This window comes from Cohnella suwonensis, from assembly GCF_042655365.1.
GTDB classification, from domain to species: Bacteria; Bacillota; Bacilli; order Paenibacillales; family Paenibacillaceae; genus Cohnella; species Cohnella suwonensis.
The window spans coordinates 165,959-192,230 of record NZ_JBHSMH010000007.1 but is presented as its reverse complement, the minus strand read 5'-3'; the positions used below and the strand labels follow the sequence as shown (position 1 = coordinate 192,230).

Annotated in this window: 27 protein-coding genes and 2 pseudogenes; 22 read left to right on the top strand and 7 right to left on the bottom strand. The window is 48.1% G+C overall.

Annotated features, from left to right (window positions below; all coding sequences use genetic code 11):
• The first annotated feature begins 71 nt into the window (after nucleotides 1-71).
• Nucleotides 72-1,805, top strand: coding sequence for a methyl-accepting chemotaxis protein (locus ACFPPD_RS05680; RefSeq protein ID WP_209746649.1), 1,734 nt, complete (start codon nucleotides 72-74; stop codon nucleotides 1,803-1,805).
• Nucleotides 1,806-1,847: 42 nt separating this feature from the next.
• Here the strand turns inward: ACFPPD_RS05680 and ACFPPD_RS05675 are convergent, their stop codons facing one another.
• Nucleotides 1,848-1,970 (bottom strand): winged helix-turn-helix transcriptional regulator, encoded by a 123-nt coding sequence (locus tag ACFPPD_RS05675; RefSeq protein WP_378081467.1) that lies wholly within the window; start codon nucleotides 1,968-1,970, stop codon nucleotides 1,848-1,850.
• 149 nt (nucleotides 1,971-2,119) lie between these two features.
• On the opposite strand from ACFPPD_RS05675, the gene ACFPPD_RS05670 reads away from it, so the two are divergent.
• From ACFPPD_RS05670 to ACFPPD_RS05660, 3 genes are read left to right on the top strand one after another with little or no spacing between them, the layout of a single operon-like run.
• On the top strand, nucleotides 2,120-2,602 hold the full coding sequence (locus ACFPPD_RS05670; RefSeq protein WP_209746646.1) for an RNA polymerase sigma factor: 483 nt from the start codon (nucleotides 2,120-2,122) through the stop codon (nucleotides 2,600-2,602).
• On the top strand, nucleotides 2,599-3,567 hold the full coding sequence (locus ACFPPD_RS05665; protein WP_209746644.1) for a hypothetical protein: 969 nt from the start codon (nucleotides 2,599-2,601) through the stop codon (nucleotides 3,565-3,567). The genes ACFPPD_RS05670 and ACFPPD_RS05665 overlap by 4 nt, the downstream gene beginning before the upstream one ends.
• 22 nt (nucleotides 3,568-3,589) lie before the next feature.
• On the top strand, nucleotides 3,590-3,967 hold the full coding sequence (locus tag ACFPPD_RS05660) for a SpoIIAA family protein (protein ID WP_209746642.1): 378 nt from the start codon (nucleotides 3,590-3,592) through the stop codon (nucleotides 3,965-3,967).
• A 40-nt stretch (nucleotides 3,968-4,007) separates the two neighbouring features.
• Here the strand turns inward: ACFPPD_RS05660 and ACFPPD_RS05655 are convergent.
• A pseudogene (locus tag ACFPPD_RS05655) lies at nucleotides 4,008-4,250 on the bottom strand (IS1595 family transposase); the annotation flags it as partial.
• A gap of 49 nt (nucleotides 4,251-4,299) precedes the next feature.
• Between ACFPPD_RS05655 and ACFPPD_RS05650 the strand changes: the two are divergent.
• Nucleotides 4,300-4,503, top strand: coding sequence for a helix-turn-helix domain-containing protein (locus ACFPPD_RS05650; protein WP_378081493.1), 204 nt, complete (start codon nucleotides 4,300-4,302; stop codon nucleotides 4,501-4,503).
• A 138-nt stretch (nucleotides 4,504-4,641) separates the two neighbouring features.
• Here ACFPPD_RS05650 and ACFPPD_RS05645 read toward each other — a convergent pair whose 3' ends face one another.
• A complete protein-coding gene (locus ACFPPD_RS05645; protein ID WP_209746638.1) occupies nucleotides 4,642-5,892 on the bottom strand; it encodes an MFS transporter in 1,251 nt (416 codons plus the stop codon).
• Between the two features lie 187 nt (nucleotides 5,893-6,079).
• Between ACFPPD_RS05645 and ACFPPD_RS05640 the strand changes: the two genes are divergently transcribed.
• The 3 genes and pseudogenes from ACFPPD_RS05640 to ACFPPD_RS05630 all read left to right on the top strand — a co-directional run.
• Complete coding sequence (locus ACFPPD_RS05640; RefSeq protein WP_209746636.1) at nucleotides 6,080-6,661, top strand: TetR/AcrR family transcriptional regulator; 582 nt, start codon at nucleotides 6,080-6,082, stop codon at nucleotides 6,659-6,661.
• A gap of 58 nt (nucleotides 6,662-6,719) precedes the next feature.
• Nucleotides 6,720-7,157 (top strand): ester cyclase, encoded by a 438-nt coding sequence (locus ACFPPD_RS05635; RefSeq protein ID WP_209746634.1) that lies wholly within the window; start codon nucleotides 6,720-6,722, stop codon nucleotides 7,155-7,157.
• Nucleotides 7,135-7,227, top strand: a pseudogene (locus ACFPPD_RS05630) (transposase); the annotation flags it as partial. The gene ACFPPD_RS05635 and the pseudogene ACFPPD_RS05630, both read left to right, overlap by 23 nt.
• A 359-nt stretch (nucleotides 7,228-7,586) precedes the next feature.
• Here the strand turns inward: ACFPPD_RS05630 and ACFPPD_RS05625 are convergent.
• Complete coding sequence (locus tag ACFPPD_RS05625) at nucleotides 7,587-8,459, bottom strand: LysR family transcriptional regulator (protein WP_209746632.1); 873 nt, start codon at nucleotides 8,457-8,459, stop codon at nucleotides 7,587-7,589.
• Nucleotides 8,460-8,558: 99 nt separating this feature from the next.
• On the opposite strand from ACFPPD_RS05625, the gene ACFPPD_RS05620 reads away from it, so the two are divergent.
• The 6 genes from ACFPPD_RS05620 (at nucleotide 8,559) to ACFPPD_RS05595 (ending at nucleotide 13,250) form a co-directional block, all read left to right on the top strand.
• Nucleotides 8,559-9,587: an NADH:flavin oxidoreductase/NADH oxidase gene (locus ACFPPD_RS05620; protein ID WP_209746630.1), complete on the top strand. Its 1,029-nt coding sequence runs from the start codon at nucleotides 8,559-8,561 to the stop codon at nucleotides 9,585-9,587.
• 25 nt (nucleotides 9,588-9,612) lie between these two features.
• A complete protein-coding gene (locus tag ACFPPD_RS05615) occupies nucleotides 9,613-10,167 on the top strand; it encodes a DinB family protein (protein ID WP_378081490.1) in 555 nt (184 codons plus the stop codon).
• Between the two features lie 9 nt (nucleotides 10,168-10,176).
• Nucleotides 10,177-10,632: a MarR family winged helix-turn-helix transcriptional regulator gene (locus ACFPPD_RS05610; protein WP_209746626.1), complete on the top strand. Its 456-nt coding sequence runs from the start codon at nucleotides 10,177-10,179 to the stop codon at nucleotides 10,630-10,632.
• A gap of 57 nt (nucleotides 10,633-10,689) precedes the next feature.
• Nucleotides 10,690-11,772, top strand: a complete 1,083-nt coding sequence (locus ACFPPD_RS05605; RefSeq protein ID WP_209746624.1) for a saccharopine dehydrogenase family protein — start codon at nucleotides 10,690-10,692, stop codon at nucleotides 11,770-11,772.
• Between the two features lie 512 nt (nucleotides 11,773-12,284).
• The gene (locus tag ACFPPD_RS05600) at nucleotides 12,285-12,524 is read left to right on the top strand and encodes a thioredoxin family protein (RefSeq protein WP_209746622.1); all 240 of its coding nucleotides are present in this window, start codon (nucleotides 12,285-12,287) and stop codon (nucleotides 12,522-12,524) included.
• Between the two features lie 117 nt (nucleotides 12,525-12,641).
• On the top strand, nucleotides 12,642-13,250 hold the full coding sequence (locus ACFPPD_RS05595) for a MarR family winged helix-turn-helix transcriptional regulator (protein ID WP_209746620.1): 609 nt from the start codon (nucleotides 12,642-12,644) through the stop codon (nucleotides 13,248-13,250).
• Nucleotides 13,251-13,255: 5 nt separating this feature from the next.
• On the opposite strand, the gene ACFPPD_RS05590 is transcribed toward ACFPPD_RS05595, so the two are convergent.
• Nucleotides 13,256-14,152: a LysR family transcriptional regulator gene (locus tag ACFPPD_RS05590; protein ID WP_209746618.1), complete on the bottom strand. Its 897-nt coding sequence runs from the start codon at nucleotides 14,150-14,152 to the stop codon at nucleotides 13,256-13,258.
• Between the two features lie 269 nt (nucleotides 14,153-14,421).
• Nucleotides 14,422-15,285: an arylamine N-acetyltransferase family protein gene (locus ACFPPD_RS05585; protein WP_209746615.1), complete on the bottom strand. Its 864-nt coding sequence runs from the start codon at nucleotides 15,283-15,285 to the stop codon at nucleotides 14,422-14,424.
• Nucleotides 15,286-15,429: 144 nt separating this feature from the next.
• On the opposite strand from ACFPPD_RS05585, the gene pdxR reads away from it, so the two are divergent.
• From pdxR to ACFPPD_RS05545, 8 genes are all read left to right on the top strand, one after another.
• Complete coding sequence (pdxR, locus tag ACFPPD_RS05580) at nucleotides 15,430-16,857, top strand: MocR-like pyridoxine biosynthesis transcription factor PdxR (protein ID WP_209746613.1); 1,428 nt, start codon at nucleotides 15,430-15,432, stop codon at nucleotides 16,855-16,857.
• A gap of 241 nt (nucleotides 16,858-17,098) precedes the next feature.
• The gene (locus tag ACFPPD_RS05575) at nucleotides 17,099-18,889 is read left to right on the top strand and encodes a protein kinase domain-containing protein (protein ID WP_209746611.1); all 1,791 of its coding nucleotides are present in this window, start codon (nucleotides 17,099-17,101) and stop codon (nucleotides 18,887-18,889) included.
• Nucleotides 18,890-18,964: 75 nt separating this feature from the next.
• Entirely contained in the window at nucleotides 18,965-19,129 is a 165-nt protein-coding gene (locus tag ACFPPD_RS05570) for a hypothetical protein (RefSeq protein ID WP_209746608.1), read from the top strand.
• Nucleotides 19,130-19,159: 30 nt separating this feature from the next.
• Nucleotides 19,160-19,339, top strand: a complete 180-nt coding sequence (locus ACFPPD_RS05565) for a hypothetical protein (RefSeq protein ID WP_209746606.1) — start codon at nucleotides 19,160-19,162, stop codon at nucleotides 19,337-19,339.
• A gap of 41 nt (nucleotides 19,340-19,380) precedes the next feature.
• Nucleotides 19,381-19,539, top strand: a complete 159-nt coding sequence (locus tag ACFPPD_RS05560; protein WP_209746604.1) for a hypothetical protein — start codon at nucleotides 19,381-19,383, stop codon at nucleotides 19,537-19,539.
• Nucleotides 19,540-19,575: 36 nt separating this feature from the next.
• On the top strand, nucleotides 19,576-19,740 hold the full coding sequence (locus ACFPPD_RS05555; protein ID WP_209746602.1) for a hypothetical protein: 165 nt from the start codon (nucleotides 19,576-19,578) through the stop codon (nucleotides 19,738-19,740).
• Nucleotides 19,741-19,871: 131 nt separating this feature from the next.
• On the top strand, nucleotides 19,872-20,639 hold the full coding sequence (locus ACFPPD_RS05550) for a peptidylprolyl isomerase (protein ID WP_209746600.1): 768 nt from the start codon (nucleotides 19,872-19,874) through the stop codon (nucleotides 20,637-20,639).
• A gap of 3 nt (nucleotides 20,640-20,642) precedes the next feature.
• Nucleotides 20,643-23,693, top strand: coding sequence for a peptidase domain-containing ABC transporter (locus tag ACFPPD_RS05545; RefSeq protein WP_209746598.1), 3,051 nt, complete (start codon nucleotides 20,643-20,645; stop codon nucleotides 23,691-23,693).
• 212 nt (nucleotides 23,694-23,905) lie between these two features.
• Here the strand turns inward: ACFPPD_RS05545 and ACFPPD_RS05540 are convergent, their stop codons facing one another.
• Nucleotides 23,906-25,729 carry a hypothetical protein gene (locus ACFPPD_RS05540; RefSeq protein ID WP_209746596.1) on the bottom strand — a complete coding sequence of 608 codons (1,824 nt, stop codon included), beginning with the start codon at nucleotides 25,727-25,729 and terminating at the stop codon, nucleotides 23,906-23,908.
• Nucleotides 25,730-26,272 lie beyond the last annotated feature (543 nt).

The following is a 26,272-nucleotide window of genomic DNA, read 5'->3' as shown; positions in this document are numbered from 1 at the left end:
CATGATGAGTTTCGACAATCATGGTTCATCGTAATTTTGCGTTTGACGGTATGGATGAGGGGGACTATCCGATGATTCGTTCGATACGCTTGACTTTCTTTATGAAAAATTTAACATCCGCTTTTTTGGGCATTTTAATCACCGGGTTAACGCTTACTGTGGCCGGCGTAACGATTCAGAAGAAATTGACGACGGACTCTTTGTATCAACAATCCACAGGCGTATCGTCGATGGTGTTGAGCCTCCTGAAGCCAGAAGATGTTGAATCGGCGATTTCCAAGCCCGAGCCGAACAGCCCTCCTCTTCAGCGGTTGACGGAGGAATTGACGGCAGTATCCGATCACAACAAGAATGTGGCCCAGGCTTATCTGTTCTCTTCAACTTTCTACGACGGGAAACAACGGATTGTCGCCATGCCGAAGCATCTTCTCGAAGCGGGCTTAAAGCCGGGGGAGTATTATGAGAATCCGGCGGAAGTGCAGCAAGCCATCAACGCCGTCAACGAAACGAAGCAAGTGGCCAGGACCCCCGTTTATCAAGATGATTACGGGACTTGGATCAGTATTATTCAACCGGTCATGAACGGTCAGGGCCAAATCATTGCGGTACTGGGAATGGATATCCATGCAAGCATTATTAACGAGAATGCGACCAAGATTTGGACGATGTCTTTGCCGGTGCTCCTGATTTCATTGCTTGTCATCATGCTGTTCCAATATTTATTCACCAAAAGGACGCTGGCGCCCGTGCGGGACTTGTTTGCGGCTATTAAACGGGTCAGCCAGGGGTATTTGGATATCGAACTGAAAACGGAGCGGCGAGACGATTTTGGTGAGCTCAATCGGCAATTTTCGGATATGGTCGGAGAACTGCGGAGCATGATTGCCGGCGTGCAGCAGAAGGCGGAGCTAGCCGGCCTGTCTTCGCGTGAGTTGGCGGAAAACGTGAACCGAAATATTCAAGGGCTCGAGCAGAGTGCCGGAATCATCCATGAGGTGGCGAACGGAGCGCAAACCCAAGATCAGTCGGCCTCCGAAAGTGCGAAAGCGATGGAGGAAATGGCGAAAGGAATTCAAAATATTGCCGAGACGGCCTTTACGGTATCGGAAGCTGCATCAGTCATGAAGGAAGAGGCGATGGACGGAAAGGAATCGATTCAGAAACTGGTGAGCCAAATGGACGGTATCAGCCATTCGGTCCATCGTTTCTCCGGCAGGGTCAATCAGCTCAAGGAACATTACGAACAAATCGGCGGTATCGTCAAAGATATCTCCGACATCTCTACACAAACGAATTTGATTGCCTTGAACGCAGCGATAGAAGCCGCCCGCGCCGGGGAACATGGCCAAGGTTTTGCGGTTGTGGCATCAGAGGTTAGAAAATTGGCGGAACAGTCTGCTCGTTCTGCCGGACAGGTGACCGAGATCATATCACGTATTCATCAGGAAACGGGTAACACGGTGGATTCGATGAGAGAAGGGATTCAAGAAGTGGAGAAGGGAAAACGAATTTCAGAAGAAACGCACGAAACCTTTCTTCGCATCTTGGAGGTCATTCAGAGGGTTTCCGCTCAAACGGAGGACATGTCGGCTGTAACCGAACAAATGTCGGCTAGCTCACAGGAGGTTACGGCAGGTGTGATGGCATTGTCCAACATCGCCAAGGTTACGGCGGCGGGAGCGGATGAAATGGCAGCGGGAGCTTCCAGTCAACTGCAGCAGCTCGTGGAAATGGCTGAATCCACTAACCGGCTAAACGATATGTCGAAAGAGATGAATCAGTTGATTTCCAAATTCGCCATCTAAGCATTCAAAGGAAGACGCAAGCGGCAGTTGCCGGCCGAAAATTTATGCGCCATTGTATTCATTCAAAGGTTCCATCAATGTTTCGCCAAAACGAGTCATCACGTATTCCACTTTAGGCGGGATAAGCGGGAGAATCATTCGTTGGACAAAGCTCGAAGACTCCAATTAAACGTTAAGGGCTCAGCTTGCGAGGCCGTCTGAGGTACGAATCATTCCTCAGGCGGCCTCGTCGGGTTTCTATATGAATAAACACATGGATGTGACCGATCCATCCTGAAGATTGTGTTAGAGGTGAAAGGAGGGGATAAAGACACATGCAGACCGAAACGCTGCCGAACGGCGACTTTTCTCGCAAGTACATCCAATATGGAGGCATGCTGTTCAAGATTTCCATGGTTCATCTGGGCAACAGAAGCGACGCGGAAGAAGCGGTTCAGGAAGCTTTTATCAAGCTGGTATATAAGGCGCCGGCTTTCGGCGATCCGGAGCATGAAAAGGCCTGGGTGATTCGGGTACTCATCAATATTTGCAAAAACATGACCGGATATTTGTGGCGCAGACGCGTGATCCATATAGAGAGGATCGAAACGTACTGCGATTCCGCAACAGATGCGGAACTTTTGGAAAGCGTGCTTCGGCTGCCGTTCAAGTACAAAGCGGCGATTCATTTATTTTACTATGAGGATTATTCCGTCAAACAAATCGCCGAAGCGCTTCGAATCAGCGAATCTGCCGTCAAGATGCGGCTGCGGCGCGGGCGAGAGATGCTGAAAATGGAATTGGAGGATGGACGATGAACAAAGAAGACTATAAACGGGCGTTTGGTAAAATAGAGCCGGACGCGCACTACGAGCAGCGTTTGGCCCGGAACTTGTCGGAGTATGGTCGCTCCAAAGCATCGGGACTTAAACGGAGAGCCATGGTGTCGGCAGCTGTCGGCTTGGCCGTTGTCGCGTGCGCAGGAATTATCACGTTTTCCGGTTTGGACGGAGGTTCTAATCCCATTGCCACCCAGCCCCCCGGGCAAACGGTCGCTGACGGGTCGGTGTTCATCCCGAAGCTTGAGCTTCCCGAGAAAACAAACGCCATGATGCAAATGATCGGGTTAATCGTCTATCAAGGGAGGATCTACACCCAGACGTCGACGCGAATCCCGCCGGAAGCGGCCGAAGCCGTGCTGGGGGAGAAGATCGGCCGGACCAAAGCCAATATTGACGAATGGAGCAGTCAGTCGGAGTATGCCGAGGAGCTGGCCTCTACCGTTGGAGAACTGGATGTGTACACGGTTCAGGGTTATGACAGCGATTTTCGCATCATGACGTATCAGATTTTTGACGGACGAATCGTGACGGAATATTATGAATGTCTGAACGGGATCAGGATTTCGAGCGGAGTGGATCTGCTCGGGAAGCTCAATATTGTAGGGAACGTGCAATCTGCGAGCTGGGAAACCTACGACAGCTGGAACAACAGCCAAAATCAGCGACACGAGCTCGCCGTGGACGCAACGCTTGACAATTTCCTCAAGGCCTTAAGCACCGCCAAGCCAATTGCAGCGGAGAAGCTGTTCAAGCAGGGAATATACGATCAAGGCGGTCAATCCCGAAAGTTCGTACTGCTCAAACTCAAGGACCAAAGCGAGGTTCGATTGGAGTTGCATGAGGACGGTTATGTCCGATATGTTCCTGCCGATGTATTTTTTAAGCTTGAAGATGCGGCGTTCGACGCCATGTGGACCAGATTGAACGCGTTTCGTAAATAATGTTAAGGGAGATGATTCCAAGTTGAGTAGACAGAATATCAGCACAACAGTTTCAGGAGATTTAATTGTTACCCGTCTAATCGGCAAGATTAAAACAGATGATGTTAGTGAATGGTTTAATGGCTTCGAGCAGGTTTGTCAGCAATTCATTTCCGAGGGTCGGAAATACAAATTGTTGGTGGATAGAAAAGGATACACGCCAGATCATTTTTCCGTTCAAAAAGCATGGAAAGATAAGTTCTTCAATGAAACCATTTTGAATCACAGTAAGGCAATTGCGTTTCTCCTTGAAGAAGGAGAGATAATGAGTTATTTACAACAATCCAATACAAAAGAATCCTTAAAATTTTTTGATAATTATGAACAAGCATTAATTTGGTTGAATGAATATCCAATATAAAACCTTTATTGAACCAGTTGCTCTCAATCAACTGGTTTTTTTATGCCCGTAATGTTGCTGTTGTTATAAAATTCACTTGCTTACAAGCCTCCAACACCATTGTTTTTCTCCGCAGTTTCTTGACCAATTGCTTGTGCAATTCTAAAAAACGAAACCAAAACAAATAGTTATCTATATACTTCGTAGCAACGCCATTAACGCGTTCCATCCATTTCTTTAACCGCTGACGATAGGCATTAACGTGTTGGATATGGGAAACACCTTTCTTTATACGAACGCCCTTCAATCGTACACACGTGAACGCCGATTGGTTTCATTTCCTCGACTCCTTGATGATACACTTCCGTCACAAATTTAAAGCCGCCATCGGGGATTCGCCTTCCCGTTACATTCAACTCAAGCGCATAGAAGCCGCTAAAGAAAAGCTGTCCATGACCACACTCTCTGTTTCAAAGATCGTCTCGGAATGCGGCTTCACGAGTTCGTCGCATTTTCGCCGTTATGAACGTTATGGTGAGTTTATAGAGGCTTTTTGAAAACGGACGCTTAGAAGGAGTTGGTCACCGCCAGCTCCTTTCGAATTTTTCGCCGTTATGACCGTTAAGGTGAACCGTATCACAAAGTAGGGCGAAAAATACGAGTATTAGTGAGAGGAATGACCCGGTAATTGTTGTTCAGGAGTGTTCTGCTTCACGATTTGGTACACGCCGGTTTTCTTGAATTAAACTCGGCTGATAGCCGCGGGTCAACCACCAGAATAGAAGGGTCAGGGCACTGATGCTGGCGCCCAATAAGCAGACTCCATTCCATCCCGCTTGTTCATAGATCGCGGTAGATGCGATGGACCCGCTGGCGCTGCCGAAGGAATAGAACATCATATAGCTTCCGGTGAGTCTGCTTCGCGCCTCCGGGCGAATAGTCAGGATCATGCTTTGGTTAGTGACGTGCACGGCTTGTATCGCCAGATCAAGCAGGACAATGCCAACGATTAAAGCCAGAAGCGAATGTCCGATTAAGCTAATCGGCCACCAGGACACCAGCAGCAGGATCAATGCAGCACCGGTCGTCTTCTGCCCCATCCCATGGTCGGCAAGTCGGCCAGCCCGCGTTGCCGCAAGGGCACCGGCAACTCCGGCTAGGCCGAAGGCCCCTACAGCGGTATGCGATAGGGAGAACGGCGGAGTGCTTAGAGGCAACACGAGGGAAGTCCATAAGATACTGAAATCGGTAAAAATCAGGAACGCCAGAGCGGAACGTACACGCAGAATCGGTTCTTCTTGGAATAAAGTTAGAATAGAACGAAGGAGCTTGAGGTAGGACAAGGGTTTCCTTCGTCGCTCCTCGGAAGGCAGCACGTGAAACAGGGCTCCCGCCATGACGAACGTTAAACCCGCGGAGACCAGATAGACTGAACGCCAACCGGCTAAATCCGTTAGCACGCCTGCTAGAGATCGAGCGAGCAGAATGCCGATGACGATTCCGCTAGTGACAAGACCAACGACTCGCCCTTGCTCGTCCGAAGCTGCCAGCGTCGCAGCGAACGCGACGAGCGTCTGCGCCACGACCGCGAGCAGTCCGACCCCGGCAATGCCAATGAACACTATGGTACTCGAAGGTGCGAAGCCGACCATAATTAAAGCCGCCACTGATAGAAGCATTTGTCCAGAAATTAAACGGCGTCGATTGAAGATATCGCCAAGAGGCACCAACAGCAGCAGCCCAAGCGCATAGCATATTTGAGTAACCGTTACCACAAGACCGACGAGGGAATGAGGGATAGCGAATTCGTTTGCGATTGCGTCAAGCAATGGCTGTGCGTAATAGATGTTAGCTACGGACAAACCGCAGGAGATGGCGAATAATAAGATCATAGGGCGAGACATAGCAAAGGTTTTTGTACGTTCAACAAACTTCTCCAGGGTCATTAGCTCCTTTCTTCGTTAAGCGATTGACAAATAAAATACCAAACAGTACATAATGTTGCATGATTAATTTATCTTGAAAAGAGGGATGGTGTCAAGGATTCATACACTATAGATGCATAAAGTTGACGGATTTGATGATTTATTTTAGTATAATAATATACCTATCGATATGGAAAGCGGGAGAACTATGGCTCGACAACGTGAGTTTGATGAAAATAAGGCATTGGACGCGGCTATGAGGCTATTTTGGGAAAGGGGGTTCGAAGCAACCTCTTTAAGCGAGTTGACAGCTCGAATGGGCATTCAGCGACCGAGCTTGTATGCCGCTTACGGGGATAAGAAGGGGTTGTTCGAAGCGGCATTGAGGAAATATACTGGCACTCATATCGCCAATATTCGTTCAATCCTGCAAAGCTCTACTTCCGTCAAGGAAGTATTTCGTGCATTATTCGAAGAGATAACGGCAAAAGAACACGGGAACAATCCGAACAGGGGTTGTTTCTGTATCAATACCATGGTGGAGTTGGCCCCCCATGATGAGAAGTTCGAGGTTCTGACAAGGGAACATCAAATGTACCTTTCGGCGATCTTTCAAGAAACGATCGAACGCGGTCGGCGCTCGGGCGAGCTGAAGGTTGACATTGAAGCGAAGTGTTTGGCGCAGACGTTAGTCGTATCATTAATAGGATTGACCGTGATTTTGAAGTCCCGTCCCGAACAGGTATTCGTCGATCGCTCCATAGAGGGAATATTGTCGTTGCTTAGGTAGTCAGGGGGATGATGGCTTTCAGATCAAAGGGGAAACTCAAAAAAACGGGGTGATCACGATGACAGTAGAAGATGTAGTGAGACAATTTTTTGAGAAGGTTCGTTCTGGCCGAGATCCAGATGCGGTGCATAATTTGATGGCGGAGCGTGTTCTGGCACATCAGCTTACTTCGGAGAACGAGGTGGCTGTCGAACGGTCACCGGCCAATTACGCGGATCATGTTCGTGAAATGATAGGGATCTATGGATCTTTCAGTTTAACGATAACAGAGTTCTTAGTGCAAGATGATCGGGTTTATGTACGTTGGAAACAATCTGGAGTTCATATCGGAGAAGTAGGTGGTTTTGGGCCAACTAATAAACCAGTCGTAGAGATCGCAAGCGCTGTCTATCGTGTTGAAAATGAGAGAATCGTAGAATATTGGATACAGATTGACCGTGAGGGAATTCGTATTCAATTGGAGCGCAGCAAGGATTCGTTCGGAACGTCAACTTGAGCAAGAGATTAATCTCAATGCAGGCTACCGTTGGTTTCTGGGAATTGGACTATCAAAGAAAGCGCCGGACTCCAAGCTTCACGATCCCTCCTGTTTATGGCGAAGGTGTCTCTTGTTACAGGAGCAAGGGCGGCCCAACGGCTAACGCAGCAGTTTTGCATCCCAATATCCTTTTCGCCAGTGCCAGCATTGCCAATCATCCGCTCAACAACTACGACATCAACTTTATAAGCGGGTAACTTCTCGTCTATCACGTGATATACAACGCCTATGGCGATTCGCCGCGGCTAACCTGTTCCAACAACGGGGCACCCAAAGCGGGCGCCCTGATTTCCGCCTTTGAGATGTTACGGTGAACCGTATCATAAGTAGGGCGAAATTTGGTGCTTTATCATTCATGATCCCCGATAGCGCCTGGATTCGTGGGATTTATTTTTCCGGGAACACATTCCGTGCTACCGAAAGAAACGCTTGAACTGCCGGAGAAACGTATTCCGTCGACGGGAAAGCAAGCGCTACGCTCCTCCAGTTCGGTATTGTTAGAGGTCCGATTCTAATATTGATTTGGTCTTTGAGGAACAATTCTGGACCGATTGTAATACCCAGTCCCTCTTGTACCATACTTGCAATGGTGTTACAGTCCTGTACTTCAAAACGGACATTAGGTTGTATGTTCGCTTGAGAGAAAATCTCATCGACATGAACTTGGTATACGCCTTTGGGCATGATAAACGGTTCTCCTTGGAGATCCGCCACGTCGATTGCCTCCTCGTATTGAAATCGATGGCCTTCGGGAAAGGCAACAACCATTCGATCTTGAATTAACGGTAGAACGTTCAGCTTCTTACTCGGTTGTTGAACAACGACGCCTATGTCGATAACCCCCGTCTCAAACCATTCCAGGATTTCTTCATAAGTCCCTTCGAAAAACGTAAACGTGATGTTCGGGTGTTTCTTCTGAAATTTAGAGATGATCTTTGGCAGTACGCACGCCGTTGCGCTTGAGAAGCTTCCAATTCGGATCGTGCCTGCTTCTAGATTGGATGCAAAGGCCACGACCTGCTTGATATTTTCCATTTGATTTAGAATTTCTCTCATATGAATCAAGATTCGCTGGCCTGTTTCCGTAAGGGCGAATCCTTTCTTGCGATCCCGCAGCAGTAGCGTGATTCCCCATTCTGACTCCAACCCGGCGACCGCGTGACTTACAGCGGATTGCGTCATGTTCAGCTTCTCCGCCGCTTTCGTGAAGCTGCCTAATTCGATAACGTTGGAAAACACTTCAAATCTCGCCAAACTCATGAGTTATCACTCATCCTAATCATTAATATTATTAATTTGATTCATGTTAACACAAGGGATATACTTGTGCAAAGTTCATTTGGTATGGAGGTTGTTACGATGACTCGACAATTGTTTTCTTCCTTCGCTATGAAAGGAATGCACTTAAAAAACCGCGTTGTCATGGCACCTATGTGTCAGTATGCGGTTACGGAAAGAGATGGAAAACCGAATGAATGGCACTATATACACTATCTCAGTCGAGCAATCGGAGGCACTGGCCTTATCATTATGGAAATGACGGATATCGATCCTGACGGCCGTATTACGGAATATGACCTAGGCTTGTGGTCGGACGAGCAAATTCCGGCATTTGCTCGCATCATCGAAGGCATCCATGCTTATCACGGTAAAGTCGGCATTCAAATCGCACATGCGGGACGCAAGACGGAGTTCGTCACAACCCCTATCGCTCCGTCTGCGTTAAAATATCCGGGATCACCTTACCGAATGCCGCGAGCTCTTACGACAGAAGAGATTCAAGGCATTATACAGCAATTTGCCGATGCAGTGGGACGTGCCGTAAAAGCCGGCGTCGATACGATAGAACTGCATGGCGCTCACGGGTATTTGATCCATCAATTCCAGTCGCCTCTTACGAACAAGAGAGAGGATCAATACGGCCAAGACTTGAGCCGCTTCGGCGTAGAAGTTATTCAAGCCGTGAAAAGAGAGATGCCGGCGGATATGCCGCTCATCTTCCGTATATCGGCAGTCGAGTATGCCGACGGCGGGTACGATATCGATCATGCCATCCAACTATCCACGGCCTATAAGGCGGCAGGCGTAGATGTGTTTCATGTAAGTACAGGCGGTGAAGGACCAGTCGGGACTAGACAACCAGGGAATTACCCTGGTTATCAAGTGACTTTCGCGCACCAAATACGCGAGGTGGTGAACGTGCCCGTCATTGCTGTAGGCTTGCTCGAAGATCCAATGCGGGCGGAATCCATTATACAGAGCGGAGAGGCGGACTTTGTTGCGATCGGAAGGGCTTTGCTTCGTGATCCTTACTGGGCTGCGCATGCGGCGATTACGCTTGGACAAGAGCAACTGCCTATTCCAAAACCTTATCAAGCAGCCTATTAAAGCTGCCAACAAGAAAAGGAGGTTGATGAAGAATATGCTACAGCGTCCCCAATTGAATGAATTCGATCCGTATTTTACGAATTACGTTAACAATGTAGCCGATCAGGATATTTTGCAGTTCCTTCGGGATCAGCAACATGGCATCGTCAACTTTTTTAACGCTTTGACCGAGGAACAAGCGAAGATGAGCTATGCACCTGGCAAGTGGAGTTTTAAAGAAGTGCTCGGGCATATTAATGATTCGGAACGTGTAATGAGTTACTGGATGCTCAGCGTTGCGCGTGGAGATCACTTAGAGCTTTCGGGCTACGATCAAGATAGCTATGTCAACAACAGTGTTTTTAACGAATGCGCAGTTGCGGAGCTGGCCGCAGATTTTCAGGCAGCTAGACAAGCGACCATCTCGCTTCTGAGCACAATCGCACAATCAGCTTGGCTAAGATCAGGTATCGTTGTCAATAAACAAGTGACAGCAAGGGCACTGCTCTATATTATTGCTGGACATACAGAACATCATATGAATGCAATAAAGCAGTGCAGACAGAGTGGCTTCTTGACAACCAGTAAGTTTAGATACTAAACTATAAATATGGATAAAAACAATAGATCGCAACCTAACGCTATGAATAATGGAAGCCGCAGTCTTGGCCGATTGTTTCTGCAACTTAGACGGCTCGAACGCCAGCCTCAAAACTTTGGAAATGCCGGATCTATAACGCCAAGCGAAATTCATACGATCGAGGGAATCGGTTACGAGGGAGCCATTCTTATGAATGAGCTTGCTACCCGCCTAGGCGTTACGAAAGGTGCGGTTTCGCAGCTTATCGTACGTTTGGAGGCGAAACAATTGGTGACGCGTTCGTCATACCCGCATGATTCGAGAGCCATTTTGATTTCACTTACCGATAAGGGAAAGGAGGCTTATAAAGCTCACGAAGAGATGCATATCCGATTTTATGATCAGCTTCGTTCTCAGTTAAGCCAACAGGAAATTGAAATATTCGAGAAATGCATTGGAAAATTAAATGATTTTCTGCAAAAATAATTATTTTTTTGCCATTTAGTTTAGTAACTATACTATATGAAAAAAGAGGAAACAAATATGAAGGAGTACATTGTCGTCATTGGCGGATACGGTCATGTCGGACAAACGATATGCAGGGAATTGGGTGAATTATATCCAGGCAAGGTTTATGCGGCGGGAAGAAGCCTTGAGCGCGCGGAGCAATTCACCCGTACAACCGATGGGAGGGTCAAGCCTCTACAAATTAATATTAAGGAAGGGTTTGATCCAAACTTTACGAACCGCGTCAAGCTTGTCATCATGTGTTTGGATCAAACGGATACCGCTTTTGTTCGGTCCTGCTTCAAAAATAAGATTCGCTATGTGGACGTTTCCGCAAACGACTCCTTTCTGACTCAGGTAGAAGGATTGCAGTCGGAAGCCAGAGTGAACGGCACAACGGCAGTCTTGAGTATTGGGCTTGCGCCGGGGCTGACGAACTTGATGTCTCTTCACGCCAAAAATATGATGGATCAAACGGATAACATAGACATCTCCATTATGCTTGGAATGGGAGATCGGCATGGGAAGGCCGCAATTGAATGGACTGTCGACAATCTCGGCATGAATTTTGATGTTGTGAAGGAAGGCAGAAAAGTCGCGGCTGCAAGTTTCACGGATGGCATAATAACGGACTTTGGAGCCCGGTTAGGGCATAGAAAAGCATACCGGTTCAATTTTTCGGATCAACACGTGCTGCCGCGCACGCTTGGCGTACCGTCCGTTTCCACGCGTCTTTGTTTCGATTCATCTGCGGCTACCGGATTGATAGCATGGGTAAGAGCGACAGGAATATTCCGATTATTAAAGTTAAAGCCAATTCGCTATGCTGCCGTTCAACTATTCGGAAAGATGCGATTCGGAAAGGACATATATGCCGTGAAAATCGACGCGCGGGGGAAAAAAGATCAAAAGGACATATGGGTCGAGTGCTTCTTACAGGGTAGAAACGAAGCCCAAATTACGGCCAAGGTAGCCGCTTCCGTAGCGGATATTGTATATCGCTCCGAGTTACCGCAGGGCGTGTATCATATTGAACAGTTGTTTGAATTGGATAGTATTCTGCGTCCTATTATTCAGGAGGTCACCTTCGAAACCCGAGTGTCGATAATTGGGAGTTGAAAGCGGCTCAAGCGGATCGTAATGGATGAAAGTGGGATTTGGCATGGAAAAACACAAACCAGTATCGCCTAGTTTAACTGAACAAGCAGGCAAAGAGAAGAAGAGAAAACGGAGCATGCAAATTTATCAAAGAAATCTTGCCAGCCTCTCCCACGTTGACTTATCGATCCCTTGATAACTGCTTAATAAAAGGTTCAGGCAGCACTGCGAGTCCCCCGCCATTGCCCACAAAACCGAGGATAACTTCTTTGAAGTTATCCTCGGTTTTTATATGCATGGGATGATTCATTACTGCGAATAAATCAATCAATTTGGCGCGGATGGTACATCCTTTGGGACGAATCCCATGCTCCCAACTGACTCAAATTGCCGAGATATCGACTGCGGGAAGGGACGAACGATAAGTTTTACCTATCGTTATCATATGAAATCAGGAATTGTTCTAATGGTTGGACACGAATATAATCATAAATGTAGCTAAGCTACAAAATAGGAATAAGGGAGAGATTCATATGTCTACAGCGGTATTTTATCATGCAGGTTGTCCAGTTTGCGTGGAAGCGGAGCAAGTGTTCCTGAACTTCCTTGACGAGAAGAAAGTCCAACCGGAAATTGTTCATTTAGGTGAGCAGCGCAGCAAGATTGCAGATGCCGAGAAGGTTGGCGTTAAATCTGTTCCAGCAATCGTAGTCGATGGGGTTGTCTATCACATCAACTACGGTGCCTCATTGGAAGATGTCAAAAAGGGTTAACAGGCAATAAAAAAGAGGTGATGGGTACGCTTATGCTCCATCACCTTCTTATAAACCTTGAAAAGTGTGAAGGGAGAATATAAACATTGTATAATTGGAATTTGAGGTGATCTCTAAATGATCTTTGATCCTGCGCTTCGCAACCAGAGTAGATCAGCAAGATTGAGCATGGCTCTGTTCCGATTGACCCAAGCGATAAAGTCGATTAATCAAGAAGAGAGTGAGGCTTTCGGCTTATCCCCGGTACAAATTCAAGCTTTGCTCTTCATCCATTACACACGGGATGATATGGTTACTGTTGGGAATTTCGCTAATGCCATCGGGGCTTCGCATGTTACTGCAGTCAAGATTCTGAATGGACTTGTGCAAAAAGGACTTATTCGCAAAATTCCGAGCTCGATTGACCGTCGTGTGACACATCTTTTATTAACCAATGAAGGCTCTTCTACGATAGATAAGCTGAATCAATGGGGAAGTACGCTTGAACGTGTATTTCAGTCATTAGAGGAACCACTACTAGAGGAACTTGAGGCTGGTTTAGGTGCAATCATTCAAATTTTACAGCAGCAGGGGCAGCTGGTTGTTGCAGAGCCGTGCTTGGGTTGTATGCATTTTCAACCGAATACGGCTCAAGGGGAATATCCTCATTTTTGTGGCTTGATCCAAAAGTACCTTACACATGAGGCTTCTCTGAAGGAATGCCCGGAACATACCGTCCCGAGGTAATGCGTTCAAAGTCGACTTCTCTGTTTAGCTGATACGCTAATTTGTTCCATGAATACCTTACTTGCGGCGCAAAGATACTTATTCCGACGATAAGCCATGCCAATCTGGAGGGTCAGATTAGGATCTTCAAAAGGGATAACACGAATGTTAGTCTGTTTCAATGAGTGAAGATAAGGGAAAGGCAGGATCGATACACCTGCTCCATGTTCCACCATACTTATGATCGAATCGATTGTGTTGCTTTCCATGACTATCCGCGGCACGATACCGCTTCCCATATATACCCGATCCATATGTTCTCTTAAATAATATGATTCCTGAAGTGCAATAAGGGGAACATCGTGTAATTGCTCAAGCTTAATCTCCTCATAATCCGCGAATGGATGATCATTTGGTACGACCACCGCAAGCTTCACATCATATAAATAGGTGACCTGCAGTTCATCATAGCTTTCTGAATAGAAGAGAATCCCCAGATCCAGCTCATTATGAAGCAGCTTATAGATAATATCTCCGTTGTGCAATCCGAACAGAGAGAGTTCTACCTGGGGATAGCTCTGGTGAAAAGCTAAGATTGCTGGAGGCAGCAAATCGTTCATAACGGAATGCAGAGCACCGATCTTTAGGGAGCCCCTCTGCAGCCCCTTCAGCTCTGCAATAGCGGATCTCGCTTGTTCCAACTCATGAAATACGTTATAGCAATACTTAAGTAGAATATTACCGGACTCCGTAATGATCGTTTTTTTGCCGACTCGGTCAAATAAAGGCTGCCCAATTTCGTGCTCCAAAATGCGAATTTGTTGACTCAGCGATGGTTGAGAAATGTGCAGCTTCTCAGCAGCTCTGGTGAAATGTAGCTCTTCACACACCGCTACAAAATATTCAAGTTGCCTTAGCTCCACTAGGTTATCAGCTCCATCTCATGTATTCAGAATAATAGGGAAGAATATAAAGTATAGGATCAATCATTCGGTGCTCTCAGGATAAGATTACACTTTCTTACGCGAAAACGATTATGCATATGGATAAACATAACATGGAGGGTAATTTAGGTGGCATCTTTTCGCCGTTAGAGTGATACGGTGAACCATATCACAAATAGCGGTAAATCGAAGAATTGAATTTGAGGTCAGCTTTTCTAAATCAAGGAACTCGGTTTATTAGAGGGGAACTACGAACCATTTGATTTTTTCCAGTCTTCATGAATGATTTGTACCCTCTTCCATAACTCGTCCCGTTCTTGCTTGCTATAGTTAACCAGGTGCTCGCCAAATATATCTCCTAAGACTTCAAGCCATTGCGACTTGTTCTTAATCTCCGTCTTCTCCACACCGCTAATCTCTCGTTTACTCCATATACAGCCTCTAAGTTCATTACTTCCTGTAGCATGCCTATGCTGTATTAGAAACAGGTTAATCCAAGGTGAATCTTTAGACCGGCTATAGTGATCATGCTTCGGAATAAACTCTTTAATATCATGGACAACGGCAGGAGCAAAATCCACTCCGGCAAACGAACCAAGAGGGTCATGCTCTAAGCGCCAACCATTCATAACTACACTAGATTCTACTACTTTATAGACAAAAGGGGCCTGATTATAAATTCCAGGATGAAGTCGAAGCGGCTCATAGGGCATGTCACCTAATCCAACATCAATAATCCAGCTTTCATCCTCTAGGCGGTCATTCGCTAAGTTGACAATTAGCCCAAGGTGGAATGAATTAACTCGCGGCTCGGTTCCATGCGGTTGAACTCCGGCTCGATGCAAAGAAACCTTGTAGCCTAATGAACGGAGAAGCACGCTAAATGCGCCATTCAGGTGAAAACAATAACCGCTTCTACGGTTTAAAATAAGTTGAACGGATTCACCGAAATCTATAGAAGCGGGCTTTCCGGCAAATATATCGACAGTTTCCCATGGAAGGTTTTCCACGTGAGCTTTATGCAATTCGAATAAATAATCTTTTGTAGGAGCCTGAATATCAGGAATACCGATTCGGGTTAAATAAGCCTTTAATTCTACTTTCGTCATCATTTACTCTTATTCACCTCTAATCGATTATTCTTTTCGAATGCGGCACTTGATGGGGGCTATAATAAACCTTAGAATAAAACTGACCCTTAATAAATGGTCAGTTTTATATTTTTTAAAAAGACAACGACGATGCGAGGGAGTCTTATGTTCGATATATTACTTTCGGAACAAACGGATCATCCGCTGTACATGCAGTTATATATGCAAATTCGTAATCATATTCGAAGCGACGTCATTCCGAACGGTAAGCGTCTGCCTTCCGTCAGATCGTTACAACAGCATTTGAACATAAGTAAAACCCCCATTGAAACGGCTTATCAAATGTTGTCGGCCGAGGGGTATGTGATCAGTAAACCGCGTTCCGGTCTTTACGCGGTAAATCCGCATGCGATAAGATCCACCCTACAGAAAGACGACATTTCCGATCATCATCTTGCGGACCGGCAGCAATCCATCCGGACTCCCGCACCGCAGAACTATGTCATTGATTTTAATTCCTCCGGTGTAGACAAAGATATGTTCCCCATTCGGGCCTGGAGAAAAACGGTTAATAGCGCTCTGGAAAATTATTCGGGAAGTATTTGTCAGGATGGAGACCCGCAGGGGGAGTATGGTCTGCGTAGCGTTCTGACCGACTACTTAAGAAATGCAAGGGGAGTTGTCTGTACGCCCGAACAAATCGTAATCGGTTCTGGCATTTTATATAGTATCGGCATCCTTACAAAGCTCCTTACAGGCATTCAACATGTTGCTTTTGAGGAGCCAGGTTTTGAACCCGTTCGGGAACAATTCATACGTAACGGTTATCAGCTGATTCCGATCTCCATTCGCGATAAAGGGATTTCATTAGAAGAATTGGAAAACAGCGAAGCTCAAACCGTCTATGTCACACCCTCTCATCAATTTCCTACCGGCATCGTCATACCCTACGCCGAACGAGAATATTTGCTTGCGTGGGCGAACTTAAGAAATGCTTACATCATTGAAGATGACTATGACGGAGAATTTCGTTATTTCGGTAAACCGATCCCCTCTTTGCAAAGTCTCGACCGTCAAGGAAGGGTTATCTATATTGGCACGTTCTCGAAAGCATTTACGCCTGCATTGCGCATGAATTATATGGTTTTGCCCATGGAAATGCTAAGAAAGATGCAGAGCATAGAGCATCTATTATCAAGTCCCTCTCGTATGGAACAATGGGCCATGCAATCATTTATCGAACAAGGGCATTGGTATCGTCATATTCGTAAAATGCGCAAAAATTATCGTGAGAAACATCATCGATTAATAGAATTGATGCATACCTATTTTGCGAATAGCGTTGCCATCACAGGGCATAGTGCAGGGCTCCACATTCAAGTGAGCGTCAAAACGCATCGAACAGCAGAAGAATTAGTAACACTGGCTGCTAGTGAAGGTGTTCGGATCTATGATCTCAATAAAATGTGGATGAATCGGAATGACTCTAGGTATCCCCAAATCTATTTGGGTTTTGGCGGAATTAGTGAATCCGAGATGGAAACCGGCATCATCTTGTTAAGAAAGGCTTGGTCCTGCATTCTGGATGAATAGGAAATATATTCGCAGAACGACTCGCTCACCAGGTCGACTTGTTATGTATTCTGCTGGAGTAAGTGTACTGGCGTTTAAGATTAATCGGGGTGAACCTTATCACAAGTGAGGCGAATTATCAGCAAGTTCATAAGGGGAATGACTTCATTAATGTCCAAGTAAAACGTAAAGCAAGTTTGAACAACGGCTTGGCTTGCCTCTGCTATAATGAAGGAAACAACGGAGTTGAAGGAGGGGCATGATGATTACGACCCCTGGATACCGCTACCTCCAGCTGGTTTATGAAGATGAGAATATATGGATCTGCTATGCGTATTCAGAATCGTTATCCCGTGTCGTGCTGTGGAGAATGGTGAAAGACGGGCCGCGGGCTATGATTGAGAATGCTAAGCTGATTCATGAATATGAGACGCTTTCTTTGCTGCAGATGGACGGGGTGCTGAAGCCGCACACTTTGCTGCGGCAGGGGGGCTCCATGGTGCTGCTGTTTGATGTCATCAACAGGGTTGTACTGCGGCAATATATGGCTTCCGGTCCGGTCGAGCCCATCTATTTCCTGAAGATTGCGATCAAGGTTGTTGAAATTGTGGAGGAGCTGCACCGGCAAGAGCTGCTGCACATGAACCTGCGGCCGGATACGATTCTGTTGGTGCTGGAATCGATGAAGGTGTGCCTGACGGGCTTCAACGACTCGGTGCCAATCCGGCAATCCCTACACGCGACGAGGCTGGAAGGATTTCCGCCCTATATGGCGCCCGAGCGGACCTCAGGGGTTCGTCGGCAGCTGGATGGACGAACGGACCTCTATTCGTTGGGCATCACGTTCTATGAGATGCTGGCGGGGGAACTTCCCTTTCAGGCCAAGGATCCGTTGGAGTGGGCTCATGCCCATATCGCTAAGCAGCCCCCTTCGCTGTCGGACAAGCATCGTGTACCGAGACCGATTGCAGCGATCGTATCGAAGCTGCTTGCCAAAACCCCGGATGGCCGCTATCAGAGCGCAGCAGGGTTAAAAGCCGATTTGCAGCGCTGCCTAGATCAGTTGGAAGGTAAGGGTGAGCTGAAGGAATTCGAGCTCGGTCTTTGCGATAAGAAGGCTGGGAATCCGGATGCTGAGAGGGACGGGGGAGTCACCACCCTGCAGCAGCAGCCTCCCGACGCTGCTCCGATGCCGGCTCAGTTGGTGGAAGAGGCAGCTGCCATCGGCCCAGGGCCGATCCGGCAGAGCGGGGTTACGCCATTCTCGGACAGCGGATATACGCAAATGCTGGAGCTCGCGGCCGTGTTCAAGGCGTCGCAAATCTTTGCGTCGGTAGGTGATCCTCATGAGCGGGTTCGTCTGCTAATGCTGCTCCTTTTGGAGCAAGCAGGTGCGTCGCGGGGATGTTGGGTCACCTTTCGACAAGGCCGCTATACCGTGGATTTAGCTGCAACATTGACGGCTGATCTTAGCTGGTCCTATGAATCGGCACCTGTTCCGTTGGAGCAATTCGCAGGAGCCAGCCCGGAGTTGATTCAGGCGGCGGCAGCCAACCAGACGGTGATTTGCTTGGGAGATGCGGCTATGACCGAAAGCCTAGCGAATACGGATTATATCAGGCGGACCGGGATACGGGCGGTCATGTGCTGTCCGATCACGACGGATGAAGAAGGGTCGATTTTTCTTTATTTGGAAAATCACTTGTATGCGGATGCTTTCTCTATCGAACGGCTTGGTATATGGCGAATGATAGCGATGCAGCTGTTTTATGCGATACGATTAGCTGCCGCCGGAGAGCGGGGGCCGTCGGCATCATATCTGCCGGACGGTCCGTTAACCGAGTCAAATCTGACTGCCCGTGAGCTTGAAGTGCTGGAGCTTATGGCGGCGGGACTCTCCAACAAGGAAATTGCGGCCCGGCTTGTCGTGGCAGTGGAGACGGTGAAGGTTCATGTTCGGAATATTTTCGGCAAGCTGGAAGTCAGTAAGCGAATGCAGGCGGTCGAGGCGGGACGTGTGATCGGTTTGATCCGTAAGATGCACCACGGTTGAAAATACCCCGAACGGGGTATGACAAGATTCTCACTTTTCTTGTATATTTTAAGTAAATACAAGGAGGGAGACCCCATGGCAGATCAGAACCATACGCCTGAAGCAGCCGGACAAGAACCCGAAGAGGCACGCGCAGACAATGCCGAGAAGATTAAACTGGAGGATCTTTCCCAAAAGGCGTCCGAGAAGGAAATGGAAAAAGTGACAGGCGGTACGAGACATAAACCGAGTTTTTCGTAACTCAAGTGATTCGAAAGAGAGATGATCCCGATGGCAGATCCGAACAAGAAGCCTGAAGAAGCCGGGCAACAATCGTCTAACTACTCGGACAATGCCGAAACGCTTGAACTGAAGGATCTTTCCCAAGAGCTTTCCGGGCATGAGCTAGAACAGGTGGCAGGCGGAGCAAAACTCAAAAAAGGTAAAACGCGTGGTCCGATTACAGGGTAACTTATGCGATACAGATTATCGAAGAAGGAGGTTTGGTCCCAATGACGGAAGAGAACAAAACGGCTGAAATCAAACTGGAGACGGAAGTCGAAGAAATCGAATTGACCGATTTGGAAGAGGAGCTTACCAGCGATCATATGGATGATGTTCCCGGCGGCTGGGGCGGCGGCAGAAAAAGAGCCAGAACCCGCACTGCCTAAGCCGCTCATAATTCAATAAGTTTGGAGGTTTGAAGGATGAAGGAAGAGAACAAAACGGCTGAAATCGAACCGAAGAAGCAAAAGAGCGAAATCGAAGTCAACGATTTAGAAGAGGATCTTTCCGAGGATCGCATGGAAGCGGTCCAAGGGGGCCGCGTCCCCGGCGATGTGAGATCCAAAGCAGCCGGTCGTATTCGCTAACTGCTCGTGTCTTGCGAAATACAGTCCAATATATTCAAATTGCTGTTCAAAAGCTATCAAATACACGGTTCGTGCATAACCGTGAATACGGTAGCTTTTTTTCTATGTCGGCAGGAAAAGGGGAACTTCAAGTGGAGCAAGCTGCACGATATGCACTCACCGTAAACGATAAAAAGCTTTCCTTGCGTCGGCTGCTTAGGCGTGCGAGAGTCGGAGATACGATGCCGGTCGTGGAACAAAGCGTCGATAGCCTTGCGCTGGAGTGCTGGGCGGAGCAGTTGGGCTTGAAGGACGGCACCGAGGAGCTGCAGACCGAATTGACGTTATTCCGCAAATCGCGCGGTCTGTTTACCGTGCAGCAAACCAATGCTTGGCTGTTTTCACGGGGGCTGAAGCTTGAGGATGTCGTCGATGTCCTCCGTCCGCGCACACTGCGAAGGAAAATCGCGGATCATATCGTTTCCGAGCACGAAATCGAGCGATATTTCTATGAGAATAAGCTCCAGTATGATCGGGCGGAAATTTCGAAGCTTGCGACCATGGAATACGGCGAAGCGCAAGAGATGCTCTTTCGATTGGAGGAAGGCGCGGATTTCCATACGCTGGCCAGGCGATTTTCAATCGATGACGCTACGCGGAAGTCCGGCGGCTATGCCGGCTTCGTCGACAGGAGCGTGCTTGAGCCGGAGGTTGCGGCAAGAGTGTTTGCCGGCAATAGCGGCGGGGTTCTGGGGCCTTTTGCAATCAAAACAGGCTATTTGCTCGTTCATGTCGAGGCGATCTATCCGGCGGAATTGGACGCTGAGGTCAGGCAAGACATTCGTGAGCGGTTGTTTGAATATAAATTTGAAGCTTATCAAAATAAACTGGACATTCATGAGTTTCTGTGGGAGCTGTGAGCCGTGACAGAACGATATATGGAGTATTTGCATCGTGTGCCGATGCTCAATGTTTTGGCGACCGGGGAAAAACGGCTTTTGGCTGAGCAGATGAAAGAAGAAACGTATCGCATGGGGCAAACGGTAGTCGGCGGGGACCGCTTGCCGGAGGCTTTTTATTTGATCGTGTCCGGACAGGCCAGAAAGATCGGTTTCACCGCGGACGGAAAGGAATCGAACCTGGGGCTGCTGCAGCCGGGGGAGCATTTCGGCGAACATGTTCTGTTAAGCGAAGTCGCTCCGCCGCAGTTGATTGTCAGAGCTTCGACCGAACTCCAGGTTTTGACGATCGGGCAGCAGCAATTCAAGCGGATCATTGCGGAGTATCCGGCGTTGGACAAGTATTTTCGGGATTTTATTTCGTCGGACATTCTGCGCTCTTTTTTGAAAAACAACACCGTGTTCACCCGCGTGGACCATTCCGCCATCCGCTCGCTGCTGGATCGCTTGACGATCCATTCGTATGAGGCAATGGAGTATCTGGTCCAGGAGGGGGAAGCCGGGGATGCGTTTTATATCGTCAAATCGGGAACCGCTTCGGTGGAAATCGGCGCGAGCGCGGCCGTTGTAAACCGGCTGTATCCCGGAGACTTCTTCGGAGAGCTGGCCCTGTTGACGGGCGAGCCCCGCAAAGCAAGCATCCGTGCGGAGGGGCCGGTTACGGTGTTCCGTCTTGCCAAATCGGACTTCGACGACTTGATCCGCAGATACCCGGTTATCCTGGAGTCAATCCGCCGCATTTCGGCGCACTACGCCGGCGAATCGGTTGAAACGGCCTCGGCTTCGGAAGCGCAGTTTGCACCGTCGGAATTCTTTCACCCGACGCCATCGCAGGCTCGTAGACCCTTCAGGTTTCGCATGCCGTCGCTTAAGCGGAACAAGTATCCGGCCATCCTGCAGCAAAACGAGATGGACTGCGGTCCCACCTGCTTGACAATGATCGCCCGCTATTACGGCATGGACGCAAGCGTCAACCGGATGCGGGAACGCTGCAACGTCGGAGCGGAAGGCGCCTCCATGCTGGCGCTCTCGGAAACCGCCGAATCGTTAGGCTTTGACGCCCAAGGCTTGAAAACGACAACTGCGCTACTAAGCGAACTTCAGACTCCCTTCATCGCGCATTGGAATGGCAATCATTTTATTATCGTGTACGAGGTCAAGAAAGATGAAGTCATCATGGCCGACCCGGCCGTCGGATTCGTCGATGAGATTCCGCTGGAGGAATTTAACAAGCATTGGAACGGCTATGTCATCACCCTCAAACCGACGGAGCGGCTGTTGCCGATCAACGATCACGAAAGCTTATGGTCCCGCTATTTTGCCTATTTTCAGCCCCATAAAAAATTGATCGCATCCACGCTTGCCCTTGCGATAAGCATTGAGCTCATCTTTTTGGTTTTTCCCGTCATGTCGCAGCAAATTTTCGATCGTGTGCTTGAAGATGTCGATTTGCCGCTTCTACATATTCTATTGATCGCCATGTTCGTGCTGGCCTGCTTTAATATGCTGAGCATCGCAGTCCGGCAATCGTTGGTGGGCAAATTGGCTTACGTCATCGACCGTTCGATGCTGGAAAGCTTTTATCGTCATTTGTTCAGCCTGCCCTTTACCTACTTTATCAAGCGGACCTCGGGAGACATCATCACCAGAGTGTACGAGAATGAAAGAATACGAAAGCTGCTGACCGACCAAGCGGTACAAGTCCTGCTGGATGGTTTGACCATGATCGCCTACGGCTCGCTAATGGTGTATTATCACCCCGGACTTGCCTTGATTTCATTTTCCATGCTGCCGATCTATTTGGCGTTCTACGCTTATTTGCTCCCGAAGCTACGCCGTAATTTCCTGAAGCAGCAGCTAGCCGAAGGGGAATCCCAGACGCAGATCGTCGAAGCGGTAGGCGCGATCGCGACTGTCAAAGGGCTGTCGATGGAAAGCGCAGTCCGCCAGAAGCTGATGCAGAAGCTGCAAAGCCAGCTCTTGCTTCGGCTGGAGGGGAACCGGTTGGACGTTCTCATCAATGCCGGCACGACAGGATTGCGTATGCTAAGCAACATCGCCTTGCTCTATTTTGGTTCTATGTTCGTGATCGAAGGGGAGCTAAGCATCGGCAAGTTGGTGGCGTTTACGGTATTGTTCACTTCTTTCCTCTATGCCTTGGAGGCGATTTCCCAGCAAAGCGGCGAGCTTTCCGAGGCTCGAATCTCGATGGAGCGGCTGAATGACGTCTATGAGTCGACGATGGAGCATCCCGATCCCAGCCAAATGCGCAAGCTGCCGAGCCTTCGGGGACATATCCGATTCGAGAATGTATCGTTTCGTTACAGCTCCGGAGGTAAAATGATTTTGCAAAATCTGAATGTCGAGATACAGCCCGGACAGACTATCGCGTTGGTCGGACGAAGCGGGTCGGGGAAGTCGACGATCGCGCAGCTGTTGTTAAAGCTGCTCGAGCCAACGAGCGGGTCGATCTATATCGACGGATACCCGCTTCGAGGCGTGCATGCGGCTTCAATTCGCAGGCAGGTCGGGATGGTGCAGCAGGAAGCTGTCATTTTCCGGGGAACTGTACGGGATAATATCGCGCTGCACGGTGAGGACGCCGCTTTCGGAGAGGTTGAACGGACCGCTCAGCTTGCAGGCGCGCATGAGTTTATCGAATCCTTGCCTCTCGGATACGACACGATGATCGGCGAAGGGGGAATACGACTGTCCGGCGGCCAGCGCCAAAGGATCGTCATTGCCCGAGCCCTCCTGCATAATCCGAGGATCCTCATATTCGACGAAGCGACAAGCGCCCTCGACACCGAGTCGGAAAGAATCATTCAGCAAAACATGGAAACGGTGCTACAAAATCGGACAACGCTGATTATCGCTCATCGGCTCAGCACGATTCGGGCTGCCGACATCATTCTGGTGCTGGATCAAGGGATCATTGCGGAAGCCGGCACTCATGAGCAGCTTTTAGCCCAAAAGGGTATGTATCATTACTTGGTGCACCAGCAAGTCTCTTAATGATATTTTACATGAATGCTGCTCGAATTTGTGGGGTATCTAATGAAATAACGAAAGGAGCTGCCGCGGCAAGCTCCTTTCGCATTTTTCGCCCATATAGCATAACATTGCTTAGATGACGATCCTGCCTGGCTGTATTTCAGATTTGTGTGATATTCTTACGTCCGGCAGAAGCACTAAATAAACTCGTATGGTTCAAAACACCTTACTCTTTAACAGTTCAAATTCAGGCCATTTCGGTTGTGAACCGTTTTCATGCGATCCTGACGGCTTCGAAACCACGCCTCCATCAAATAAAGCCCGTTGATCATCGGAGCGATCGCCAAAGGTATGGAAGCAATGAGTAAAGGGGAGCTGTCTTCGAACATGAGCCACACTTTATAGAGAATAAAGGCAACCGTCCCGAAGAGCCATGATACGCAAACAGCCATCGCCTTATAATGCAGAAACCCTTCTCCGATCTGTCCCCCTTGATTCACCAAATCTTTACGTTGCCTCCAAATAGCCGTCATATGAAAAGCTGTATAGACCGGAAGCGTCAAAAAATTCGCTAACGCCAGCGACACTCCGGCTTGGTCGAATTGCACGTTTATGAAATAAATGCCGAGCGCGCTCCAGAACCATCCGAGGATGAGGAAGCTCCACCTGTTGCGGTCTTTCAGATTGTATGTATGGTAGACGAATACCGCGCTGCAAACGAGTGCCAGTCCTCCTAACACCTTGAATCCGATGGGATTCAATCCCATAAGCAGCAGAAGCGGTGAAGACCAGAGCCATAGCGTGAGCCTCCTCCATCCCGGTTTTGAAACCAAAGCCCCTTTCTCCTGCCTGTTCATGTTTTTCGAAATGGCTGTCCATAGCAAATAATACTCCATCCCGAAGATCGCTAAAATAAGAGGCGCCACTGACAACGGTATGCCTCCCCAGAGGACTACCCGCATCGTCGACTGATGAAGCCTCGATAAGATAAGGACGACCACGGTAGCCATAATCCAGCCGTAGCCGGAAGCTATAGATTTTAGATACTCGAAATAGCCGTTTATTTTGCCGTCTCCATCGAGAAAAGCGTGCCTGGCTCTCCACAACGATGCTGCGATAATCAATACATACAGAAGCAGTATGGCAATAATCGTATAAATTTGAGTCTCCGGGGAACTGGAGTAGTTTACGTTTAACGCGAAATGGCCATAGAAAGCCCACACGTAAATCATAAGGATCGCCAGCCAGCGGAAGCCCGCACGGGGTCGAAAAGCGATGAACGAAAACAAGGCGATAAAGATGAAGCTAACCCATCCTACCCAAACCAAGGGGTGGTCGGGAACATAATTTGCAATCTCTTCCGGGCGTTGAAACTGCACAAGAATGAGGATAACCGATACACCCGCCGCCAATAAACAGGCTGCGCTCCATCCCCTCATGAACTTGAAGGAAAAACGAACTTTAGCCCCATATTCGTTCGCATTTCGATGCCGAAGCGACATTTCGAGTGCAAGAACGGCCAACAGGATCGGGGTACCCGCGAACGAAACGGAAATATACGGAGGAGAATATGAGAGTTCGCCTGCAGTCAACGAGAAGATGGAAGCCATCCAAACGATGAAGGTATAGAGCGTCTTGATGACGTAGAAAGCATCCGTCAGCTTCCCGTCAGCGTCAACGAATCGCGTTTTTCTCCTGTACAAGGCGGCGAAAATGAGCGCAAAATAACCGAGTGATGATACGATAAAGCTGAGCGTGAACCAAAGAAGCGTATTTTCGATCGGATAGAGAGAGTTTTCCAACCACAAGATGCCCATCAAACAAATCACCGGTATCGCGAGCCTCTCCGTCCAATGGCCTCTGCCGGTTAGGGCAATCCTTCGCGCCAAGATGCCAACGAGGGGAAAGCTGACGCACCCGCACCACGAGAAGGCGACGACTGAAGAACCGGAGATCGTAAACCCATCCAGCATGAAGAATGCTGCTGCTATCAAAAAACAAGTCAAAGCCCATTTGGAATTCGCGAATTCGCGAAGAATGGCACTCCACATTCTCATCGTTTGCACCTTTTCAGATCGAAAGTTTCTTGGCTGCGGTTTTCTGGGACAAAGCGTAACCGACTCCTACTATAACAGAAGAGAATCCGCAAATCGTTTAACGAATGTAAAATTTGTCGGGACCGAATGGGCACAGGAAGGATCGTGAGTGTGCTTTTTTATGTATTTGATTTGAGCTAAAGTTGGTTATATATTCGGCAAAAATGTACTGGGAAAGCAGCTTTCTCATATAATTGGATAAGAAACCATTTAGCAGATACTAATGACCAGATAGTACCAAGAAGCATATGAAAACTATTTTCTTCTGCCGCAAGAAAAGAAGCAGAGCAATTAGAGTTATTTCATGGTGCACACTTGATAAAAGCAAAAATCTAGAGAACGCGATGTTAGAGTTTCCTGCTTATGAAGAAGACCTATTCGAAGCGTTTCAAAAATGAAGTGTAAAAAAAGGCAATGAAAAGCTAACAATAAATGAGCTTGTTAGTATAGGAGTAATGAAGCCCTACCAAAGGAAAAAATCCGATCCTATTAGATATCACATTC

Bases quoted from the DNA above. Each gene is read 5' to 3' on its own strand.
- ACFPPD_RS05680 (WP_209746649.1), top strand. From the start codon at position 72: ATGATTCGTTCGATACGCTTGACTTTCTTTATGAAAAATTTAACATCC.
- ACFPPD_RS05670 (WP_209746646.1), top strand. From the start codon at position 2,120: ATGCAGACCGAAACGCTGCCGAACGGCGACTTTTCTCGCAAGTACATC.
- ACFPPD_RS05665 (WP_209746644.1), top strand. From the start codon at position 2,599: ATGAACAAAGAAGACTATAAACGGGCGTTTGGTAAAATAGAGCCGGAC.
- ACFPPD_RS05650 (WP_378081493.1), top strand. From the start codon at position 4,300: ATGATACACTTCCGTCACAAATTTAAAGCCGCCATCGGGGATTCGCCT.
- ACFPPD_RS05645 (WP_209746638.1), bottom strand. From the start codon at position 5,892: ATGACCCTGGAGAAGTTTGTTGAACGTACAAAAACCTTTGCTATGTCT.
- ACFPPD_RS05640 (WP_209746636.1), top strand. From the start codon at position 6,080: ATGGCTCGACAACGTGAGTTTGATGAAAATAAGGCATTGGACGCGGCT.
- ACFPPD_RS05635 (WP_209746634.1), top strand. From the start codon at position 6,720: ATGACAGTAGAAGATGTAGTGAGACAATTTTTTGAGAAGGTTCGTTCT.
- ACFPPD_RS05625 (WP_209746632.1), bottom strand. From the start codon at position 8,459: ATGAGTTTGGCGAGATTTGAAGTGTTTTCCAACGTTATCGAATTAGGC.
- ACFPPD_RS05620 (WP_209746630.1), top strand. From the start codon at position 8,559: ATGACTCGACAATTGTTTTCTTCCTTCGCTATGAAAGGAATGCACTTA.
- ACFPPD_RS05615 (WP_378081490.1), top strand. From the start codon at position 9,613: ATGAAGAATATGCTACAGCGTCCCCAATTGAATGAATTCGATCCGTAT.
- ACFPPD_RS05610 (WP_209746626.1), top strand. From the start codon at position 10,177: ATGGATAAAAACAATAGATCGCAACCTAACGCTATGAATAATGGAAGC.
- ACFPPD_RS05605 (WP_209746624.1), top strand. From the start codon at position 10,690: ATGAAGGAGTACATTGTCGTCATTGGCGGATACGGTCATGTCGGACAA.
- ACFPPD_RS05600 (WP_209746622.1), top strand. From the start codon at position 12,285: ATGTCTACAGCGGTATTTTATCATGCAGGTTGTCCAGTTTGCGTGGAA.
- ACFPPD_RS05595 (WP_209746620.1), top strand. From the start codon at position 12,642: ATGATCTTTGATCCTGCGCTTCGCAACCAGAGTAGATCAGCAAGATTG.
- ACFPPD_RS05585 (WP_209746615.1), bottom strand. From the start codon at position 15,285: ATGATGACGAAAGTAGAATTAAAGGCTTATTTAACCCGAATCGGTATT.
- pdxR (WP_209746613.1), top strand. From the start codon at position 15,430: ATGTTCGATATATTACTTTCGGAACAAACGGATCATCCGCTGTACATG.
- ACFPPD_RS05575 (WP_209746611.1), top strand. From the start codon at position 17,099: ATGATTACGACCCCTGGATACCGCTACCTCCAGCTGGTTTATGAAGAT.
- ACFPPD_RS05570 (WP_209746608.1), top strand. From the start codon at position 18,965: ATGGCAGATCAGAACCATACGCCTGAAGCAGCCGGACAAGAACCCGAA.
- ACFPPD_RS05565 (WP_209746606.1), top strand. From the start codon at position 19,160: ATGGCAGATCCGAACAAGAAGCCTGAAGAAGCCGGGCAACAATCGTCT.
- ACFPPD_RS05560 (WP_209746604.1), top strand. From the start codon at position 19,381: ATGACGGAAGAGAACAAAACGGCTGAAATCAAACTGGAGACGGAAGTC.
- ACFPPD_RS05555 (WP_209746602.1), top strand. From the start codon at position 19,576: ATGAAGGAAGAGAACAAAACGGCTGAAATCGAACCGAAGAAGCAAAAG.
- ACFPPD_RS05540 (WP_209746596.1), bottom strand. From the start codon at position 25,729: ATGAGAATGTGGAGTGCCATTCTTCGCGAATTCGCGAATTCCAAATGG.